Origin of the sequence: Paenibacillus sp. FSL H7-0350 (genome assembly GCF_038593195.1) — a bacterium.
In the GTDB taxonomy this organism is placed as follows: domain Bacteria; phylum Bacillota; class Bacilli; order Paenibacillales; family Paenibacillaceae; genus Paenibacillus_AQ.
In genome coordinates this window covers 608,711-627,595 of record NZ_CP151972.1, presented here as the reverse complement: position 1 = coordinate 627,595, position 18,885 = coordinate 608,711, and the positions used below count along the sequence as shown (strand labels likewise).

Below are 18,885 nucleotides of genomic sequence, written 5' to 3'. Positions count from 1 at the left end.
GGTTAGGGTTTCCTCAGGCGTATTAAGATTGCATTAAGACTTCAGGAGGGCTCGTAAATCTCTTCACCCAGCACCCTGTTGACCGCCCCGATAAAAGCACCATAACCTCCGTCAGCCTCCATCCGGTGCGGGAGCGCCCGGGCAAGGATCACTTCCGTCTCCTGACGATCGAACTCGAAGCTTACGACAAGCAGCTCACTGACCTCACGGGCCGAAGCCCCGCAGGCAAACTGGTAAGCAGCAGCGTACACCCCGCTATTCTCATAGGTGCAGTCTTGCAGCAGATAGATCCGGTCATAATGTCGCTTGATCAGCACAAGCAGCGCCGTCAGCACCGTCACCCATCCGATATTTCTCACCCACACATCCATCTCCAAGCCTTCTCTCCAGTAGGTTAACTTCTGAATTCAGCGTACCACTTGCGCCATTAGTTCAGGATTAGGGTTTGCTTCAGCAGGTTAAGATTGCGTTAAAATAATGCCGGGACGCCGCTCCAGCCGCTCTTGCACCACCCCCCGGAACAGCAAAAAAACCATGCCTGCTCAGGCATGGTTAGGAACACTATGAATTACTTTTGCGCGCTATACGGCTTCCGTAAGCCGGTTCAAATCACTCTGCTGTCGTCCCCCGCCTGTAGCATCCGGTAGCCCACACCGATATGGGTCTGGATTACCTTGGGCTGGGAAGGGCTGCGTTCAATCTTCTTACGGAGCGTCGCCATGAATACACGGAGCGCCGGAATGTCATACGTAGGGCTGCCCCAGATTTCATGCAGGATATAATTATGGGTCAGGACTTTGCCCACATTCTTGGCCAGCAACCCCAGCAGCTTATACTCTATGGGCGTCAAATGGATCTCATCCTGACCCAGCCAGACACAGCCCGCCGAATAGTCGATCCGCAGATTCCCGTTGGTGAAGACAGACGAATCCTTCATCAGCTTCTCGCTGTCCCCCCGGATTCGCCGCAGGCTTACCCGTAGTCTGGCGAGCAGCTCCTCCACGCTGAAGGGCTTGGTCAGATAATCATCCGCCCCGGCATCCAGCGCTTCGATCTTGTCACGGTCCTCACTGCGGGCGCTGACCACAATGATCGGAAGGTTGGACCAGGCACGAACCTTCTTGATAATATCAACGCCGTCCATATCGGGCAGACCGAGGTCCAGAATCATCAGATCCGGCTGACTGGATACCGCCTCCAGGATAGAAGCCTCCCCCGTCTCCGCCGTATGGTATTTATAGCCCTGAGTCTCCAGAGTTGTGGTAATCAGCTTGCGGATTGGTTTGTCGTCTTCGACGACCAGAATCATAGGTTTATTCATGGACGTTCACCTCCTCTGCCAGCAGGGTGAAGCGGAATACCGTCCCCTGCGGGGCATGATCTTGTACTTCAATATGCCCGCCATGGGCAAGGATGATAGATTTGCAGAGCGCAAGACCCAGACCAAGCCCGCGCCTGCCGTCTCCCCGTACGTTATCCGCCGTATAGAACATCTCGAACACCTTAGCCTTCGATTCTGCGGATATTCCCGGTCCGTCGTCAGTGACCTCGACCACAACCAGCCCCGTCTCTTGTCTAGCGGATAGGGTAATATGGGAACCCGACCCGCTGTACTTAATCGCATTATCCACCAGGTTGATGATCAACTGAATAATCAGCCGTGAATCCATCCGGGCCATCAGCAGCTCATCTTCGAGCACCACCCGGATCACATGGTCCTCCTTGTTGCGGTTCACATGCAGCAGCGCTTCCGCGATCACTTCCTCCAGCAGCTCCGCCTGAAAATTCAAATGAAGCGCCCCATTGTCAATCCGGGTAATCGACAGCAGATTCTCCACCAGATTGATCAGCCAGATCGAATCGTCATAGATATCGCTGTATAACTCCTGCTTCTGCTCCTCGCTCAGCACCGCCGAGTTACCGATCAGTATGCCCGCGTTACCGGAAATACTCGTAAGCGGCGTACGCAAATCATGCGAGATGCCGCGCAGCAGATTGGCGCGCAGCTGCTCCTGCCGGATTTGCAGAGAGCTTTCCTTTTGCAGCTCGTTCAGCTTGTCTTTCTCCAGGGCGAGGGCGCATTCGCCTAGCATGGCGATCATGAGACTTGACTCGAACACCTCCAGCGGTTCTTCCTGCTGCATCACAATTCCTGCCACCGCAAACACCGTATCGCCGCTCCGCACTGCATGATACAGACAATGGGCCGCCGAGAATGTATCGGTAGAAGCTCCAGCCCGTTTATTATTCCGCAGCACCCATTCCGCTACCTCGCGCTCCGCTTCCAGCGTATCCTTTTGCGTGTCAATCGTACTTCCATCCTTGTTGTACACGAGCGGCTCCGAGAGTCCATCGCCCTCAACCTCATAGATGATGATGCTCCGGTCCAGCAGCTTGAGCATTTGCAGCGCGGTCTCGCTCAGGATAGCGGGCGTGTCTTTGGCCTGCTGGAGCTTCCGGCTGGTCTCCAGGAGCACCTCGGTGCGGTAGGCTTTTTGCGCTGATTCTCTGGCCTGCTCCTTCACCCGCAGCGTCAACGTACTGGTGATGAACGAAGCGGCCAGCATCACGAGGAAGGTCACCGGATAGCCGGAATCATAGGCCTGAAGCGAGAAATAAGGCTCGGTGAAAAAATAGTTAAAGACCAGCACGCTCAAAATCGACGTCACCGCGCTGTACAGCCGTCCTTTGGTAACCATCGCATCGAGCAGAACACCCAGAATATAGACAGTGATAATGTTGGCTTCACTGAAGCCGAGAACCTTGAACCATAACCCGATGATCGTGCAGACCAGCAGAATCCCCAGGGTTTTGCCCGTATCAGCCAGGGAGAGAAGCGGAGGTCTGGCATATTGCGGAATTTTGGATTGCCAGGCAGACTCTTGATCCGGAATGATATAGATGTCGATATTCGGGGCAGCAGCCGTCAGTTTATCTACGAAATTCGAAGCGACTGGTAAGCGGCTGCGATTCTGCGACCGGCCCAGGATAATTTTGGAGACCCGGCTGGTTCGGGCATATTCTGCGATCTGTCCCGGCACATCCTCCCCGTATACCGTGGCAACCTGCGCACCAAGCTGTTCGGCCAGCCGCAGATTCTCCCGCAGCTCCGACTTGTTCCTCACCGTTAACTCTTTCGTTCTTGAGGTCTCCACGTAGAGAGCAGTGAATTCCCCCTGTAGGGCTTCGGCCATTCTCGCCGCTGTGCGGATGACCTTCTTGCTTGATATTGCCGACGACATACAGACCAGGATATGCTCCCTGCTATACAAGCTGGCTTCCACTGCCCGTTCCCCCAGCCTGCCCTCAAAACGTTTCAATTGATCCGCCCTGTACCGTAGAGCCATTTCCCGCAAAGCGCTCAGCTTCTGGGGAGTGTACAGATCACCGGCCTCCTGCCGGAGCTGCTCCGTAGAAAAGATTCGCCCCTGATGCAGACGTTCCAGCCAAACGTCCGGACTGATATCAATGAACTCGACTTGGTCCGCACGATCGAACACACTGTCGGGAATACGCGCTGGCTCAGGCATTCCGGTCATGGATGCTACAACATCGGTCATACTTTCCAGCTGTTCTATACTAACCGTAGTATAGACATCTATTCCCGCGCGCAGCAGCTCCTCCGCATCCTGAACCCGCCGCTTGTGGCGTACTCCCGGAGCATTGATGTGGGCCAATTCATCCAGCAAAATCAGGTCCGGCCTCCTGCGGATCGCCTGATCCAGGTCGAATTCCCGCACGATGGTCCCGTTTACAGGAATGTCCAGCGGCGGCAGCAGCTCCAGTCCGCTAATAAGCTCCGCAGTATCTGCTCTGTCATGGACTGCAATGTAGCCCGCCAGCACCTGTTGTCCGTTCTTCTGCTCCGCATGGGCAGCCTTCAGCATCGCCCAGGTCTTCCCTGCTCCTGGTACATAACCGAAGAATATTCTCAGCCTGCCGCGCCGCTTCTTCGCCATATTCTGCCCTGTCATCTGAAGCTCCCTTTCGTCTATGAACATCTGCACACATCCGTATTCCCGGAATGTCTTCCAGCGTTTGTACACTCTAGCGTCAGTATAGCATGTGCATAATCAGCATAGTATTACGGATTCGGCTGTGGCATTAAGATTGCATTAAGATTAGCGTAAGTCAATAGAGGGGAAACCCGCATGCTTCCCGAATATAAGCTCAGAGCATAATTTTTACATACGATTCTAAGGAGCTACTAAGATGACCAATGAACAGAATGGCACACAAGGAACCATGGAAGTGATTCTGGCGAATGCAATCAAGATTCCCGGAGTGCGGGTAGATCGGCGTGAATTCCTCGCCCAGCAGTTTGCCAAATACGATACTTATGGAAATATGTACACGATACTGGAGAAAGGGCCGCTGGAAGCCGGAATCAGCCTGGCCGTGATTGATAAAATGGCGAAAACGTTAATTGAAAAACGAACCCTTCTGAGTACAGCAGCTTCTACAGCCGTTGGACTTCCAGGTGGATTAGCCATGGCGGCGACCATTCCGGCAGATACCCTGCAGTTTTTTAGCGTAGTGCTGCGAATGTCTCAAGAGCTGGCTTATCTGTATGGCCGCACGGACTTGTGGGAGGAAGATTCTGCTGATTCAGAGCAAGTCACCCGGGAACTGACTTTGTATCTGGGCGTCATGTTTGGAGTGGCTGGTTCAGCTTCCATGCTGAAAATGTTGACCGCGAAGATCTCTCAGCAGCTATTGAAGAAGCTTCCGCAGAAAGCTTTGACCCAGACCTTGTACTACCCGATTCTCAAGAAAATCTCCGCTTACATCGGAATTAAAATCACGAAAAAAACCTTCGCCCAAGGCGCATCAAAATTCGTACCCGTTCTGGGCGGACTCCTCTCTGGAGGAATGACTTATTTCTCGATGAAACCGATGGGTAACCGTCTGCGTGAGGCCTTGTCAGCTGCCAGCAACGACTACTCAGAGGCACAGTTCGAGCTGGATTACGAAAAAGTGAAGCGTTCGGCAGAAGATGAAGAGATTAACGTAATCGAAGGAGAATTCTTTGACTTGGGCTTTGACTCGAAGCAAGAACCGGTAACCTCGCCTGCTGCGGGTAGAGAGAGCTTCAGTGTGGCTGATGAACTGTTGAAATTCAAACAGCTGCTGGATATGGGTGCGATCACTCAAGAGGAATTTGACCGTAAAAAGTCGGAATTGTTGAACGGCTAATTTCCTGCAATTGTTGATGAATAGCTATGAGCCCTGCTTTAGGCAGCGTTCATAGCTATTTTTTAACATCACATTGCCCGTACGCATTACTCCCCGCCGCAACCACGGTGCCATCCTGCTGAAGACCGAGCGTGTGGGTGCAGCCTGCCGCAATGGCAACAATATCCGTCCAGCCGCTTACCTCGCATTGCCCGTAATCATTCCAGCCTGTAGCTATCACCGTTCCATCCAATTGAAGGCCTACCGTATGATGGCTGCCAGCCGCGATGGCCCTAATCTTGCGCCAGTTGCCTACTTCACCTTGTCCGCGCTTGTTCAGCCCAGTAGCTACTACTGTGCCGTCTGCGCTAAGTCCAGTGGTATGAAGATAACCCGCTGCGATCATCGTCAGCTCCTGCCAGTCATTCACATTCCGCTGCCCATAGCGGTTGTTCCCCGCAGTAATGGCCGTACCCTCGGCCTTGAGTCCAACCGTGTGCCAGTCTCCTGCTGTCACCGCAACGATATCCGACCAGGCACTTACCTCACATTGACCTTCGTTGTTTCTACCCGCCGCAAGCACCGTCCCGTCTGCCTTCAGCCCGACCGTACGGCGCCAGCCTGCCGCAACCGCAACGATATCATGCCAATCACCCACGTTACATTGATCATGCTTATTCCAGCCGACAGCGATCACCGTTCCGTCCGACCGTAGTCCTACTGTATGCGAATTCCCGGTATGAGCATTGCCTGCTGCAACCGCAACAATATCACGCCAGCCGCTTACCTCGCATTGCCCATATGTATTTTCGCCGCAAGCCCGCACGGTTCCGTCCGGCAGGAGCAGTACAGAATGGCGGTATCCCGCCGCGATGGCGGATAATGAGTTGGAATGCATATGGATTGCTCCTTTGGGTTCTTTTTCGTATAAGGTTCTCATAATGGTATAGCTAGTATTGCAAAAAAAATGTTACTTTTCAACGCCCTTATGAAGCATCTTCTCGTTCATTCATCGTTAGGCGCGTTTAGCCATTCTTTTACCGAGTCTGTCAAACAGATGTCCGGCCAAGCTCTTAACAGGACCCAGAGAGACCGGATAATAATACGCCGCTTCAAACCAGCCGTTAGCCTGGTAATGCTGGTAATCCTTCGACCGCTCATCCAGCATATGATGAATACTCGTCCGGGACAGCCGGAACATCAACAAGCGGAACAATGTGGGAGTCGGCGGTGCCGGACGCATTAGTCCTTTGTAGAAGCGGGCCGCAGACTTGCGGATTTTTACAGAATTCTTCTGCGCGGTTGCCGTGGGGACTGGCTCCATCGTCTGAAGCACACAGCCCCGGGTCACCTGGAACCCAAAATTCTCTCCCATACTGCTTAGATATTTGCGAATCGCTTTCCCGCCGTGAATCCCCTGATTGACGATCGACGTATAGGTCTTGCCGAAGAACTGCGGCCGATGGAACACATATGCCAGCCGGTCAAGCAGATTCTTCATCGCTGCCGAAACATGGAACGCATAATTGGGAGTCGCCATAATCACACCGTCCGCATTCTCCAGCTTCTCGATCAGCACATCCCGGTCGTCCCTGAGCGGGCAATATTCTTCACCTTTATTGAAGCACACCTTGCATCCACGGCAGAATTCAAGCCTGTAATCCTTCAGAAAAACATACTCAACCTCTACCTCCCCATAGGTCCGGAGCTGAGCCTCAAATTCGCAGACCGCCCTGTACGTATTGTTCTTTTGCTGATTGCCGATGATTGCGATGACCTTCTTCATGATTGTCCCTCCAGAATAGAATACAAAATAGTGACTCCAATTCATCTCTTCGCTGATTATGAATGAATATTATTAAATTCATTCATAACGTATATTAACATAGATATGCGCTATTGTCTGTATGGATACAGCTTGATTTTGAACGATTGGTGAAGAACTTCCGGGGAAAACAAAGAAGCCACAAGCAGCAAACTGCTTATGACTTCCTGTATTGTTTAGTTTAAATGTTATCACTTCCACGAGCCTCTGGTAAAAGCTATGGAACCATCGTATTCAATATATACATTTTGAACATTAGGATTACACAAATACTCTATCTCACCATAAAACAGTGGAATCATCACCATTTGATCCATGACCCTCTTAAAAAAGCAAGGCCGCAGGCATGAGAGTAAGTTGCCAAATGTGCCCATATGAATGGTCTATATTTGCCTTGATCCTTTCCTCCTTCAGCTTTTACACTGCTTTAAGTTATACAGCATTAAATTCATCGCCTCTATTTCAATACGCTCTATTTCTCCCAACAATCTAATGATCTGATCCATCTGTTTATCATTCTGAGTTATAATTGCCTTAAGTAAAAGGTTTCTTGCTGATAGAGTTTTCTGCTCCAATTGTTTATAGAGTTTATATATAACTTCTGCTTGGTTAAGATATCCGTGAGTTTGCATATATTCTATACGATGAAGCATTAAAACCTTATGGTCATAAATAACATGGATATGTCTGAAATCAGTATTCTTGTTTATTAAATCCTCTTTTATTTTCCTATAAACCTCTAATCCGAATACACTTTTATTAGGCTTGTTTATATAAAACGAACTTTTTTCAAAGCTATTTTTAGACTGCAAGAACTCTTCCAAGAATTCTATTACCAACGAGGGTTTAAAATCAAATATGCCTTTAGCATTAAAACTGAGAAGCTGTAGCCCCCCTTTATCTAAAAGCCAATCATCTTTTTCTTCAATGGATAAATATGCCTTTTCAATTTGTGAAAATGATACCTCTGTATAAGAGTATTTCTCTTTAAAAGAAAAATCAGCTATGTAAAATACTTTCTTTTCCTTATTGTAACCATATATAAAAGTATCGTGAGGAAAAAATTCTGAGCGGCCGAAGTTGGATTGTTCAAAAACGCCATAAATGTAATTATTTAGATCTATACACTCAATAAAAAACTCACAAATATCTTTTTTAAACAACAAAATGGTTTCTCGTTTTAGATGTTGATTATAAATCCATGGGCAAATCTCTAATATAGGATATTGATAAAAGTCAACAAAGGTTTTGTCGTGCGATTCGTCTCTGATCATATGCAGCTGAATATAATTGCTATAAATCCAAGATTGTGTTTCAGGATAATTGGATAATATTGAAAATAAATTAGCTTGCCATTGCCAAGAAGTTATAATTGGATACTTCATTGGTAAGATTTTAGAGATCATTTTACTTTCCTCCTCTAATTTAAATGCAAAAGTAACAAGTCAATAAAATCATCATTTTTTTGAGTTCTTATACAGCTCTCTACTTTGATATCTTTAAAATTCGTTTTCACGTAAGAAATAAGTTGATTTTCAATATTCCTTCCTAATACCCGGCAAGATAAACAAAACAAATCTAAATAGTATATTCCAGATTGTTGTATGATACCAAATGCTCCTACAAGACCTAAATCGCTGAATTTATCCGACACATCAACTGCATATAATTCGTAACCTTTTGTACTGATCTTCTCTTTTAGTTCAGATATAATATACCTTTTACCTATCGTACACTTATTCGCTCTTTGGCTTAATTCTGAAATTCGATAATATTCTAAATCATCGGCTATATGTATATTAATCTTTGTATCAAGAGCTTCTAAATATTCCTCATATGAAGTTGTCTTATCTTTTAAAACTGTCCTATGCACATTTGATTGATACGTATTATTCCTTGTTGCAATAAGATTTGCATCGAAGTCAAGGGACAAGTTGAACAAAGATAAACTGCTGTAAATAGTTTCTTTTTTAAAGAGTATTGCTGTAACATCTGGTAAAATGCTATTTACCGATTCCACTTCAAAAATAGAATCATCAATAAATACGATGCTATCCAAACTTATATTTAAAGCTTCAGCTATTAATTGAATTTGCTCGGCTTTATTGTTCCAATTCACTTGAAAACTTGCAATGTGCTCTTCTCTTAAGATCATTTCACTATGATTATTGAATACCTTTAAAACATCTGATAAATCATTTTTACTTGCAACAGTCAAAATGATCCCTAAAGTATGTAAAGTTAACAAGAATCGTTGGAAATCTCGAAAAACCTGTCCCTGGCCATTAGAGGTTAAACTTATATTTTCAATGCCATCTTCACTTAATATCCCGCCCCACAAAACATTATCACAGTCCAATACGATACATTTTTTTTCATTTCTCTTTAAAATACGGTACTGTTTAAAAATTTCTTTTGCAGCTAAATAGATAAGATCGGATGTGTATGGGGAATTCCAGCGGTACAATCCTTTGGTATCATAAGCACTTCTGGATCCGATATAAGATATTAACCTTTTCAGATCAATAACTACATCAGAAGTTTCACTCAATAGGTCCTTGATCTCTTGATTCAAGCGGTCTATGAAATTATAATTATGAAGAATATTTCCAACAACCTCATGCAAATAATCAAAATAGTCTTCAAAACCCATCCATATTATTTTTGAATTAACTTCGTTACGCAGCTTTACATATATGACTTTGATGTATTTTAGTATATCTTTATAAACTATCTGCAATTCATCTTTGGAAACTATGTTTGAGGGTATTCCCGGGCTTAATTTCCTGATATTCAGCCAAACCAATATTAGATCCGACTTTTGCATTACTTCAATATGACGACTTTCAAAGCATACATCACTAGGTATATAATTTATATCAGATGGAGTATCAAATAAGCTGTTAATATGCATTCCAAAAAAGTGTTCTATCGTTATGTTAGAAATAACTGAAATGTTCAGATCCTTACCTTTAATATCCAAAGAAGTGAACTCCCTTCATTTGACGGTGGAAAGAACTTGCATCACCTTGTTAAGAGTATTCATACGGGCAAGTAATATATATTCCTCTGGAATTTCAACACCCAATTCTGCTTCCAATGTTACTATAAATCTAATAAAACTAATCGAATCTAAGCCAACCTCTGTAAAATCACGATTCCTATCAGCTAAAGATGGCAATTCAGCAACATCAAGTGCTTCTAATAGCGCAGAGTGTATTGTCTCAACGGTAATATCCATTTCGTATCCTCCACTATAAAATAAACTCAATAAAACTCCCATTATTTAAGCATGCGAAAACAACTTTTCTACTTTGCAGCGCAGGCGCTGTAAACTGTCTTGTGAAGATCTTTCCTATCTTTAAAGATTTAAACCATTCATTCATATCCATTTTTGTTCCACCTTCGAAACAGATATGATGATAACCCGATTTGAAATTTCGAACGCTCGACCTTTCACTTACTGCTTCGATTAATTCAATAAGCAGACTGCCATCTTGACTTTCTAGAAACATAATATTGTTATCTTGTATGAAATCATAGACCACATCGCCAATTTCCACAAAACCAAGAGCTTCAAAAATTCTTCGGTCTTTCTTCATATCCTTCACAATAAAACCTAAATGATGAACTTTCATGATTTCACCTTTATTCTCATCGAATGTATTAAATGTTCGTTGTGTAGATATCAATGTAGGGGTAGTCCATATGAAACAGACCTGTAGATATTCTTTTAGTATGATTAAAGTTCTTATTACGTTTTAGATAACGGGTGTAATATTCATTCGGAGAATATAAATACAAAAAAACTGTTCTGTTGAATTCTCTTACCGAAGTTAATATATTATCCGTAGTCTTCATAAAATATTTCAGGTCAAACGGATTATTAAAAAAGAACTTATTCATATTTGGAGATATATTCATAGCCTCGGCGGGGCATAAATGAAATGAAATCCCATCCCCCTTTTCGATTCGTGTAAATCTCGAAACATTTTCCAGAGCAATAGAATGCATTTCTTCGTTTATTTCAACTCCAGATGCATTCATGCATCCATAGTAGGAGGAACAAATAACCGTTCTTCCTTTCCCACTGCCAAAATCCACAAAATGATCATTTGGGGTAAACGGCTGATATTTAAACAGTTTCTTTAATGCCCTGTAGGGCGTTGGTTGATAATTGGAGTATCCGGATTTATTATTCAGGAGAATATACTTATCTGTGTGTATCTTTAATCTTCTGTCGTAATATTTGTCCATCAAATAAAAGGAATACGTATGCACCACGTCAAGAAAAGAAGTCATATAATTATGTTTGTTTATTTGTTCCATAAGATAAACACCACCCGTTGAATATAACAAGCTAGTCAGTACCCTCGAAATACTTTATTATTAATTCGTAATTTGTGGATATCCGCTTCCGTTAAATTGTTTTTTACCAATTTAAGTTTTTGATCTGTTTGAAGTCTGGTAAAGAAATCCGTTTCCCATTTTTTCTGTTCTTGTTCCGTTAGTCCATAATAATCAAGAAGTTTCTCTCCTTCTTCTGTCTTGAGCGCTTCTAAAAATTGATTTAAACAAGGATCTTTAAAAATCAACTGTGTGTAATAGATTACATAAAAAACATAAGGTGTTATTTTATATTCATTACTAAGGCGATAAATTGTTGAGACTGTGATTGTATCAAGATTGTTCTTAATTAAATAATAGACATCCTGAAACATTGGAAGGTTTATGGAGTTATGTTTAACCAAATGGTAGATCGAATTCATTTCTTTATAATGATGCAAACAAACTTGCAGAAGTGCTTTTATAGGAGAAAGTGTTTTTAATTTATGTCCGTAAATTTCCATTTCAGATGCATCTTCTAGGAAATGATTAACATCGATCCTCTCCCCCGAATATTCCCCCCAAAATAAATCAAAGTTAATGTCCAACTCGACATGACATCCTTTTTTAGACTGCAATTCTTTGACGTAGGGAACCATTTGGTGAGAGGACGCTAGACAAAACACTCTGGAAAAATTGGTTTTTTTTTCATCTCGGCTTATTGCTTCAAATCCGCACGTTTTTAAAATCTTCTTCATTTTTGGAATGCTTTTCCGATCAATAAGAATATCCACATCACCTAGTCCACGGAAACCGAATTTATTGTAGGCCAATAATGAGAGCGGTTCTCCCTTTATAACCGCATAAGGAATTTCGTTTATTACTTCCCAAAATACTGATAGTTCTTGATAATTCACACGACTGATTATTGACAAAAGTCTATTTTCGGAACGCAGGTGCGTTTGAACCCATTCTTCCACTAAATGCAAATGTCTCTCTCCTTCGGACAGTCATCCTTCTGATTAGTTTCCAAATATTTCTTCAATAAATCTCTCATCAAAAATACTATCAATATCTCCCAAATCAAGCGCCTCGAATCTAGGCAGGCATAATTTAAAAAAACACACTTCTTTGGACAAAATTTGATATAAATGAATTAAATTCAGCTGTTCAGGCAGTAATTTCGAGGGATGAATTGAATTCTCCAGAAAATATCTTAAAGCCTGAGAATTACTTATCTTATTAATAGAAGGAACAACGATATCTTCTTTAATCTCCAGATAGATAATTTTAGACAAAGTCTGAGTCGTGTAGAAGTTCAGCTTTGAAAATTTAGAAATATCATAATAATCTTGAACCTTGTTGCCCAAAAAGCAGTCTTCACTTTGAATATTTGCTATAAAACGATTTATTGATCGTAAATCACTTTTTCTTACTCCAATTGTTTTATCTAAGGAATGTACTTTTTTGTCTTTCAAATTGAGATAAAAAAAATCATTACATAATAACCCATCACATGCCTCGAACAATTGGACTACAGTCGATGATTTTCCAGAATTAGATTTACCTATAAAGGCGATGGAGGAATTGTTTTTTACCAATACTGCTCCATGAAAAGGAATTTCTCCATTTCTATATATGACTTGTGCAATAAAAGTTTCAACAAAAGATTCCGCTATCAAATAATGCTCCTGATCTTTCCGATGCAGAATAAATAATTTGTTATGAACAAAATCTCTTGAAATTATGATGTTTTCCAATAAAATAAGATCGGAGGCAGGAAGTTTCCGCGAAACATAATGACCTTTAATAATAGAAGGATCCAAATCCACACTGTGTTTGGAAAAGATATAATTTGATTTATTTATATAAGGATGATCCCCCTCAATACTTTGAAAATATACTTTTATATCTATTCTCATATCCTCAGTGTATGGATAGTCCGGATAGCTATTCAAAGAATCAAATATTTTTGGATCTTTACTGGTAACAATAAGTTTATACTTTCCTAAACTAACCGTCTTCTTCATGAAATTTCGTATAGCATTCCAATTTGCTGCATTTGCTCTAATATGATTTTTATATCTTGGCTTAGCTGCTCTTGATTTTCAATTTCATAATTTTGTTCAAAATAATTGTTGATATCGTCTATAGAACAGCCTTCGTGTACATGAATAAATTCAAATAACTCTTTGGCTGTTTCGTTAAATACATGATATTTTTCGTCCGTCATTGTAAACACAACAAAATCTTCATCAATCTGGTTCCATCCAAAATCTCTTGCGTTAAGTTTATAAAGCATGAGGGTATCTCCTTTTCAAAAGCTAATTTTTCACTTCAAACGAAACCTTATATTTCTTAATATTCTGGGATTCGAAGTAAGGCTCTCCGTCTAGTTCTACCCATGCATGTCCAGAAAGTACTTTTCGGTTATTACTGTCATAATAGTGCCAGAACCCAACCTTCAGTGTTACACAAACACCATATCGGCTCGCTAAATAAAATAAGATCTGAGATCTTTTCAAACAACCAAGTTCTAAATGCTTATTAATCAAAGAATTGTTGCTTAAGCTCAGCATTTTTTTTGTAACGTTTATAAATTTTTTTAGGTTCGGATTTAAACGTTTATGCTTTAAGGAGAACTCAATGACATCATTCATTTTCTTCCCTCTCAATAAAAACAGAGCATAAATTATTTGCAGCATCGAGGTTCCTTTCTGCAATACAAACATCTCAGGTGGCTTTTCCTAATGTCAAAAAGGAAAGTCCACCCGAAAGGTATTTGACTATTAAAAAAAAGACAGGTATTATACTTTCAATTAATAAGGGCATGCAGTGTGACAGCTACCTGCTGAGTTACCAGAAAGCACAACTGTTTCAAGTGCACCATAAGATACAATTTCTGGTCTGAAATATATTTTCTTCATTGAGTTCACCTCCTTTACATAATATAAAATTAATGTTCAACATTTCTTTCCACTAAACAGCCATAAGTACTGTGAGCCTGGGTACAAAAATCATTTTGCGGTTTTGTAGGATTCCCAGAGGACTTATAATTTTTCGCAATACATTTAATGCAATAATTATCTATTTCACAACTTAAGCACTTATCAAAATCTGCCGCAGACAAAGCACGGATCTCATGAAATAAGGAATTGTTCCTCCAAATGTTTTCAAACGGATTTGTTTTAATGTTCTCGGTATAATCACCGCTGGTTTCAGGTACACTGGTATCTTTAAAAATAATACATGGGAATACATTTCCTTCAGCATCAATAAAAGCCGATGTTCTTCCAGCGCGGCAGATGCCATCAGAAAGTTTTCTTTTTTTATAATTTTCTTCTATATAATCATCAGATACTTTATAAACCACTGACTTATCCGTTTCTATTAACTTGGAAATCTGTTCATTAGTTAATTTGTATTGCAAAGGTTTGGTATTCCCGCTGTATGTTGGAGTAATGTTATAATCAACTACTAGTTCGACTCCTATCGATTTGGATAACAAGTTTAATGAATTCAATGAGTTAAGGGTTTCTTGAGTGAGTACACATTTCATCAACACTTTAACGTTTTCTTCTGTCAACAATTTAATTGCATGAACTGTCTTTTTCCATGCTCCAGTTCTTTGTACAATTTGATCATGCTCGCTTTCGATTCCCGAGTGCAAACTTATCTCAATTCTCGAAAACAGCTCTGAGAGTTTTTTATAGTTTTTTTCATTTATTAGTGAACCATTGGTATTAAGCGATAGCCCGAACCCTAATGATTTGGCTCTTTCAAATATATCCATACACCTTTTCTTTAATAAAGGTTCTCCACCAGTAAAATTAATTTCAATCGTACCCATTCTTTTCAAATCGTCCAACAAAGAGAACAATGTTGCAGTATCTAATCCATCATCTTCATCACATTCGGCATAACAAAACTTGCATCTCCAGTTGCATCTTTTGGTTAATTCAATTTGAACGTGACTAGGTATGTTTTTAGCCCGTAATACACTGAGAATATGCTCATTTAATACCATATTTCCACTCCCGCTTCATTTAATTTAAAATCATTTTCCAAAAACACTGGGTGGGCTAGTGATACCACTGTTCTTGAGCTGTATAGAGTTTTATGTATTCAGCATTGCTCTCAAGCAGTTCTTTATGAGTTCCGATTCCCACAATTTCACCATTATTCATGACTACAATCCTGTCCACCACTCGGCATAGCCCCAGTCTATGAGAAATAACCAAGGATGTTTTATCCTCTGAAATTTCCAAAAACTTTTCCAGCACTTCCGATTCGAAGGTTGGGTCCATAGCAGAAGTTGGTTCATCCAGAACTACCATTGAACTATCCCGGAACATCGTTCTGGCCAGTCCAAGCCGCTGGTTGTCTCCACCCGATAATTCAATCCCGCCGAATTCATTTCCGATAGGGGTATCCAATCCGTTTACTCTGACAATATTTTCCACACCCATCATTTTTACAACATTTAAAATAGCATCATCGCTATGCATTTTTTGAGTCTTACTAATCGCAATATTCTCTCTGATGGTAAGTTTGTAGGTAACAAAATCCTGCCATATAGAGGAAATGACGGAATAATAACTTGTTTTATTGATATCCTTAAGATCCGTGCCATTGTAATAAATGCTGCCGCTACTGGATGAATACATCCCCACGATTAATTTTGCCAAGGTGGTTTTCCCACTCCCGTTTTTTCCGACTATTGCCAGCTTTTCTCCTTTGTGTATTTGTAATCTCACATTTTTCAGAGCATAATCTGTACTATTCGGGTATCGAAAAGAAACATTGTCCATAGTAATTTGATTAAAATCTCCTTTTATTTGCGCTCTGCCCTCAACATCTTCATCCAATTCCAAGAAATCAAGATAGTCTTTCGAGAACAACATGTGTTCTTTAAAACGGCCAAATTCCACTAGAAAAGATCTTGTCTGTTCTTGCACTATCGCAAAAGCAGCAATACACGCACCAAACAATCCAATCGTTATCTCATGATGGATAACAAGTCTGTAGGCAAAAAATATGCTGGCCAAGTATCCGAGTGTCCTGAGAAAATCGCACACCAGTAAAGTCAGACTATCTTTCCTTCTAAAATTCCACTCTTGACTCAAAACTGCATCACGATAATACGTCCACTTCTCAGCCAAGTAATCAACGCTGCCGTTAACACGCATTTCTTTTACAGCCTGCTTATTATTGAACAAACTCCAGAAATAATCCAGGGATCTCCGCTTGGGTGCCTGATACCATTTCAAATAGTAAAATTCTTTACCCCGGGTAATTCTGGCTATTAAATAGGGAAACACGCTGAGCAAGGAGATAGGAATAAACCATAAGCTATAGGATGCTAACAGAGTAATTACAAGAAGCACCGAGATGAAACTGGAGAGCACGCTGATTGTAATCATAATTAATTGCGGAATTACCGCTCTCGTTACACAATCTTTTGCTCTATTTAACTTATTTAAAATTTCAGGTGTTTCCATACTGATAAAAGGAAGCTTCGTACACTTTTCACCTATATAAATATTAAGCTTATATCCCAATTTCTCGTAAATTCCAACAGACACAAATAACCCAGCGATACTCTGAAGGATGGTTTTCAGAATATAAATTGCTATAAATAGCACCATGAAAAAATAGATTTTATGCAGATCTAACATTGCCATGTCGCTAAACTCATGAAAGATCGATGACAAAATCCTCGTTGAGACTGCGGGATATAAGAAACCGGCTGCCGAACTAATTACAATAATCAAAAGTGATCCGGGCGAAGAGTCTATTGCTATTCTAAATATTTTAGCCAGCTGCTTTAACATATTAGTAGCCCTCTCTCAAAGGGCTTCTATCCATGTCATACCATTTTGCCTGAGCTCTGAACATTTCAGCATAAATCCCCTGTTTGGTGATTAACTCATCATGGTTGCCTTCTTCACAGATCCGCCCATCATCTATAACAAAGATTTTGTCTGCCAATTTAGCACTTGCCAAGCGATGTGAGATCATGATCGAACCTTTTTCTTTTAAAACTAAAGAAAGAGATTGATAAAGTTCACTTTCTGCAACCGGATCTAGAGAAGCAGTTGGCTCGTCTAGAATGATAAATGAAGAATCGGCGAAAAGTGCTCTGGCTATAGTAATCCGCTGCCACTCGCCTCCTGATAGATCTATACCGTCATCCTCCAGTTTCCCTAAAGGCGTGTTCAGTCCTTTCCCAGAAAGCTTAAGGAATCCCATTGTTTCAGACTGTCCCAAGGCCTTTTCAATAGCTGCATCGTTATGGATTTTTGTAATATTCCCTAAGGCTATATTCTCCCGTACAGTTAAACTGTATTTCATAAAATCCTGGAAGACGACGCTGAAAAGAGCAGAAATCTCATGCTGACTCAAGTTTGAAAGCGCTATACCATTAATAGTGATCTCCCCCCTATCAGGTTGATAAAGCCCGCACAACAGCTTAATTAGCGTAGACTTTCCAGCACCATTTTTACCGACAATTGCAATTCGCTCATTAGGTCTTATCGTCAGAGATACACCTTGCAGAATCGGTTTTTGAGATTGGGGATATGAAAAATAGACATCATTGAAACAAATTTCAGGATTATTGAAACACCTCTCTCTTTTGAGATCAGCGCTCTCTTCACTTTCAGGCAAAGACATAAAACGCTTATAGTACTTTGTCTTCAATACATTTCGGGAGTATTCGGAATATTCCCAGGAGACCTGCTCCGATATACTGATAATAGAATTGAGAGAGCCCATTAAAGCCACAAAAAGTCCTAAAGTAATGAGTCCGTTGTACATATAATTTACTAACGTAATAATAATCAGCACTGTCCAAGCCATAACACATAAAGTATTGATAAAGATAAGTTTTTGAGATTTTACATTGGCGCCCACCCTCTCTTTATAGACTTTACTTCTGATCCCTCCCCATTGATTGACGATATAATCTACCGCACCAAATAATTTGAGTTCAGAAAGGGAGGATTTAGTAGTCAACAAACCTAACAAATATCCCAACTTCCTATCCTCGACAGATTGTTTGAAAAAAAGGCTGTCGAGGATCGTCATAGCTTTATAGTTTAGAAAAAGCATGGGAACCGTAAATAAAAAACAAAGTACTGACAACCAGACAGAGACCTTTGCAAATACCAGATTTAGTAGCACCAGTGAAAGCAGAGCACTGCCTATCTTTGTGATATTAAGAAAACTGTTTTTGATACTTTCACCAGGATTGTCACTCATTTGAAATATAATATCCTGCGTTTCTTTATCTTCGAAACAACTGTATTTGAGATGCTTATACTTGTTCAATACGACCGGTGTCCAGTTTTTCAATAATAATCTATCAAAATTCATATTGAGGTAACCCTCCATCGACGTGCAAAAGGAGATTGTCAAAATAGTGATAAGTAGTAGCACCAAGTTCAGACCAACGTGGGAGTAAACCTCATTGCCTTTGTATAATTCAGATACACTGTCGATTAGATCTTCTGTTAGCAACAAGCTTAACGGTGCCAAAATGGCTGACACTATTAACA

General features: G+C 41.4%; 18 protein-coding genes. 1 reads left to right on the top strand and 17 read right to left on the bottom strand.

Translation table 11 applies throughout. The features are described 5' to 3' along the window. Positions 1-41: 41 nt before the first annotated feature. The 3 genes from NYE24_RS03025 to NYE24_RS03015 form a co-directional block, all read right to left on the bottom strand. Positions 42-371: a hypothetical protein gene (locus tag NYE24_RS03025; protein WP_342477998.1), complete on the bottom strand. Its 330-nt coding sequence runs from the start codon at positions 369-371 to the stop codon at positions 42-44. 233 nt (positions 372-604) lie between these two features. Then, positions 605-1,321 (bottom strand): response regulator transcription factor, encoded by a 717-nt coding sequence (locus NYE24_RS03020; RefSeq protein ID WP_342477997.1) that lies wholly within the window; start codon positions 1,319-1,321, stop codon positions 605-607. Continuing rightward, positions 1,314-4,001, bottom strand: coding sequence for a sensor histidine kinase KdpD (locus NYE24_RS03015; RefSeq protein WP_342477996.1), 2,688 nt, complete (start codon positions 3,999-4,001; stop codon positions 1,314-1,316). The genes NYE24_RS03020 and NYE24_RS03015 overlap by 8 nt, the downstream gene beginning before the upstream one ends. A 211-nt stretch (positions 4,002-4,212) precedes the next feature. Between NYE24_RS03015 and NYE24_RS03010 the strand changes: the two genes are divergently transcribed. Next, positions 4,213-5,196 (top strand): SHOCT domain-containing protein, encoded by a 984-nt coding sequence (locus NYE24_RS03010; RefSeq protein ID WP_342477995.1) that lies wholly within the window; start codon positions 4,213-4,215, stop codon positions 5,194-5,196. 55 nt (positions 5,197-5,251) lie between these two features. On the opposite strand, the gene NYE24_RS03005 is transcribed toward NYE24_RS03010, so the two are convergent. The 14 genes from NYE24_RS03005 to NYE24_RS02940 all read right to left on the bottom strand — a co-directional run bounded on the left by NYE24_RS03005 (position 5,252) and on the right by NYE24_RS02940 (position 18,703). Then, a complete protein-coding gene (locus tag NYE24_RS03005) occupies positions 5,252-6,073 on the bottom strand; it encodes a chromosome condensation regulator (RefSeq protein WP_342477994.1) in 822 nt (273 codons plus the stop codon). 117 nt (positions 6,074-6,190) lie between these two features. Then, positions 6,191-6,961: an NAD(P)H-dependent oxidoreductase gene (locus tag NYE24_RS03000; protein WP_342477993.1), complete on the bottom strand. Its 771-nt coding sequence runs from the start codon at positions 6,959-6,961 to the stop codon at positions 6,191-6,193. Positions 6,962-7,410: 449 nt separating this feature from the next. Next, on the bottom strand, positions 7,411-8,406 hold the full coding sequence (locus tag NYE24_RS02995) for a hypothetical protein (protein ID WP_342477992.1): 996 nt from the start codon (positions 8,404-8,406) through the stop codon (positions 7,411-7,413). A gap of 14 nt (positions 8,407-8,420) precedes the next feature. Beyond that, positions 8,421-9,983 (bottom strand): HAD-IIIC family phosphatase, encoded by a 1,563-nt coding sequence (locus tag NYE24_RS02990; protein WP_342477991.1) that lies wholly within the window; start codon positions 9,981-9,983, stop codon positions 8,421-8,423. A gap of 15 nt (positions 9,984-9,998) precedes the next feature. Beyond that, a complete protein-coding gene (locus tag NYE24_RS02985) occupies positions 9,999-10,241 on the bottom strand; it encodes an acyl carrier protein (protein WP_342477990.1) in 243 nt (80 codons plus the stop codon). Between the two features lie 13 nt (positions 10,242-10,254). After that, complete coding sequence (locus NYE24_RS02980; RefSeq protein WP_342477989.1) at positions 10,255-10,638, bottom strand: VOC family protein; 384 nt, start codon at positions 10,636-10,638, stop codon at positions 10,255-10,257. A gap of 28 nt (positions 10,639-10,666) precedes the next feature. Continuing rightward, positions 10,667-11,257, bottom strand: a complete 591-nt coding sequence (locus NYE24_RS02975; RefSeq protein ID WP_342477988.1) for a class I SAM-dependent methyltransferase — start codon at positions 11,255-11,257, stop codon at positions 10,667-10,669. A 107-nt stretch (positions 11,258-11,364) separates the two neighbouring features. Beyond that, positions 11,365-12,306 carry a nucleotidyltransferase family protein gene (locus NYE24_RS02970; RefSeq protein WP_342479191.1) on the bottom strand — a complete coding sequence of 314 codons (942 nt, stop codon included), beginning with the start codon at positions 12,304-12,306 and terminating at the stop codon, positions 11,365-11,367. A 42-nt stretch (positions 12,307-12,348) separates the two neighbouring features. Beyond that, a complete protein-coding gene (locus tag NYE24_RS02965; RefSeq protein ID WP_342477987.1) occupies positions 12,349-13,356 on the bottom strand; it encodes a hypothetical protein in 1,008 nt (335 codons plus the stop codon). Continuing rightward, on the bottom strand, positions 13,353-13,628 hold the full coding sequence (locus NYE24_RS02960) for a PqqD family protein (RefSeq protein WP_342477986.1): 276 nt from the start codon (positions 13,626-13,628) through the stop codon (positions 13,353-13,355). The genes NYE24_RS02965 and NYE24_RS02960 overlap by 4 nt, the downstream gene beginning before the upstream one ends. A 22-nt stretch (positions 13,629-13,650) precedes the next feature. Next, complete coding sequence (locus NYE24_RS02955; RefSeq protein ID WP_342477985.1) at positions 13,651-13,986, bottom strand: lasso peptide biosynthesis B2 protein; 336 nt, start codon at positions 13,984-13,986, stop codon at positions 13,651-13,653. 296 nt (positions 13,987-14,282) lie between these two features. After that, positions 14,283-15,353: a radical SAM protein gene (locus tag NYE24_RS02950; RefSeq protein WP_342477984.1), complete on the bottom strand. Its 1,071-nt coding sequence runs from the start codon at positions 15,351-15,353 to the stop codon at positions 14,283-14,285. Between the two features lie 55 nt (positions 15,354-15,408). Next, positions 15,409-17,160: an ABC transporter ATP-binding protein gene (locus tag NYE24_RS02945; protein ID WP_342477983.1), complete on the bottom strand. Its 1,752-nt coding sequence runs from the start codon at positions 17,158-17,160 to the stop codon at positions 15,409-15,411. Between the two features lies 1 nt (position 17,161). Then, positions 17,162-18,703, bottom strand: coding sequence for an ABC transporter ATP-binding protein (locus NYE24_RS02940; protein ID WP_342477982.1), 1,542 nt, complete (start codon positions 18,701-18,703; stop codon positions 17,162-17,164). Positions 18,704-18,885: the final 182 nt, after the last annotated feature.

Excerpts from the sequence above, each read along its gene's own strand:
- NYE24_RS03015 (WP_342477996.1), bottom strand. The coding sequence starts at position 4,001 with ATGTTCATAGACGAAAGGGAGCTTCAGATGACAGGGCAGAATATGGCG.
- NYE24_RS03010 (WP_342477995.1), top strand. The coding sequence starts at position 4,213 with ATGACCAATGAACAGAATGGCACACAAGGAACCATGGAAGTGATTCTG.
- NYE24_RS02965 (WP_342477987.1), bottom strand. The coding sequence starts at position 13,356 with ATGAAGAAGACGGTTAGTTTAGGAAAGTATAAACTTATTGTTACCAGT.
- NYE24_RS02995 (WP_342477992.1), bottom strand. The coding sequence starts at position 8,406 with ATGATCTCTAAAATCTTACCAATGAAGTATCCAATTATAACTTCTTGG.
- NYE24_RS02955 (WP_342477985.1), bottom strand. The coding sequence starts at position 13,986 with ATGAATGATGTCATTGAGTTCTCCTTAAAGCATAAACGTTTAAATCCG.
- NYE24_RS02985 (WP_342477990.1), bottom strand. The coding sequence starts at position 10,241 with ATGGATATTACCGTTGAGACAATACACTCTGCGCTATTAGAAGCACTT.
- NYE24_RS02975 (WP_342477988.1), bottom strand. The coding sequence starts at position 11,257 with ATGGACAAATATTACGACAGAAGATTAAAGATACACACAGATAAGTAT.
- NYE24_RS02960 (WP_342477986.1), bottom strand. The coding sequence starts at position 13,628 with ATGCTTTATAAACTTAACGCAAGAGATTTTGGATGGAACCAGATTGAT.
- NYE24_RS03005 (WP_342477994.1), bottom strand. The coding sequence starts at position 6,073 with ATGCATTCCAACTCATTATCCGCCATCGCGGCGGGATACCGCCATTCT.
- NYE24_RS02980 (WP_342477989.1), bottom strand. The coding sequence starts at position 10,638 with ATGAAAGTTCATCATTTAGGTTTTATTGTGAAGGATATGAAGAAAGAC.
- NYE24_RS03000 (WP_342477993.1), bottom strand. The coding sequence starts at position 6,961 with ATGAAGAAGGTCATCGCAATCATCGGCAATCAGCAAAAGAACAATACG.
- NYE24_RS03025 (WP_342477998.1), bottom strand. The coding sequence starts at position 371 with ATGGATGTGTGGGTGAGAAATATCGGATGGGTGACGGTGCTGACGGCG.
- NYE24_RS02950 (WP_342477984.1), bottom strand. The coding sequence starts at position 15,353 with ATGGTATTAAATGAGCATATTCTCAGTGTATTACGGGCTAAAAACATA.
- NYE24_RS03020 (WP_342477997.1), bottom strand. The coding sequence starts at position 1,321 with ATGAATAAACCTATGATTCTGGTCGTCGAAGACGACAAACCAATCCGC.
- NYE24_RS02945 (WP_342477983.1), bottom strand. The coding sequence starts at position 17,160 with ATGTTAAAGCAGCTGGCTAAAATATTTAGAATAGCAATAGACTCTTCG.
- NYE24_RS02940 (WP_342477982.1), bottom strand. The coding sequence starts at position 18,703 with ATGAATTTTGATAGATTATTATTGAAAAACTGGACACCGGTCGTATTG.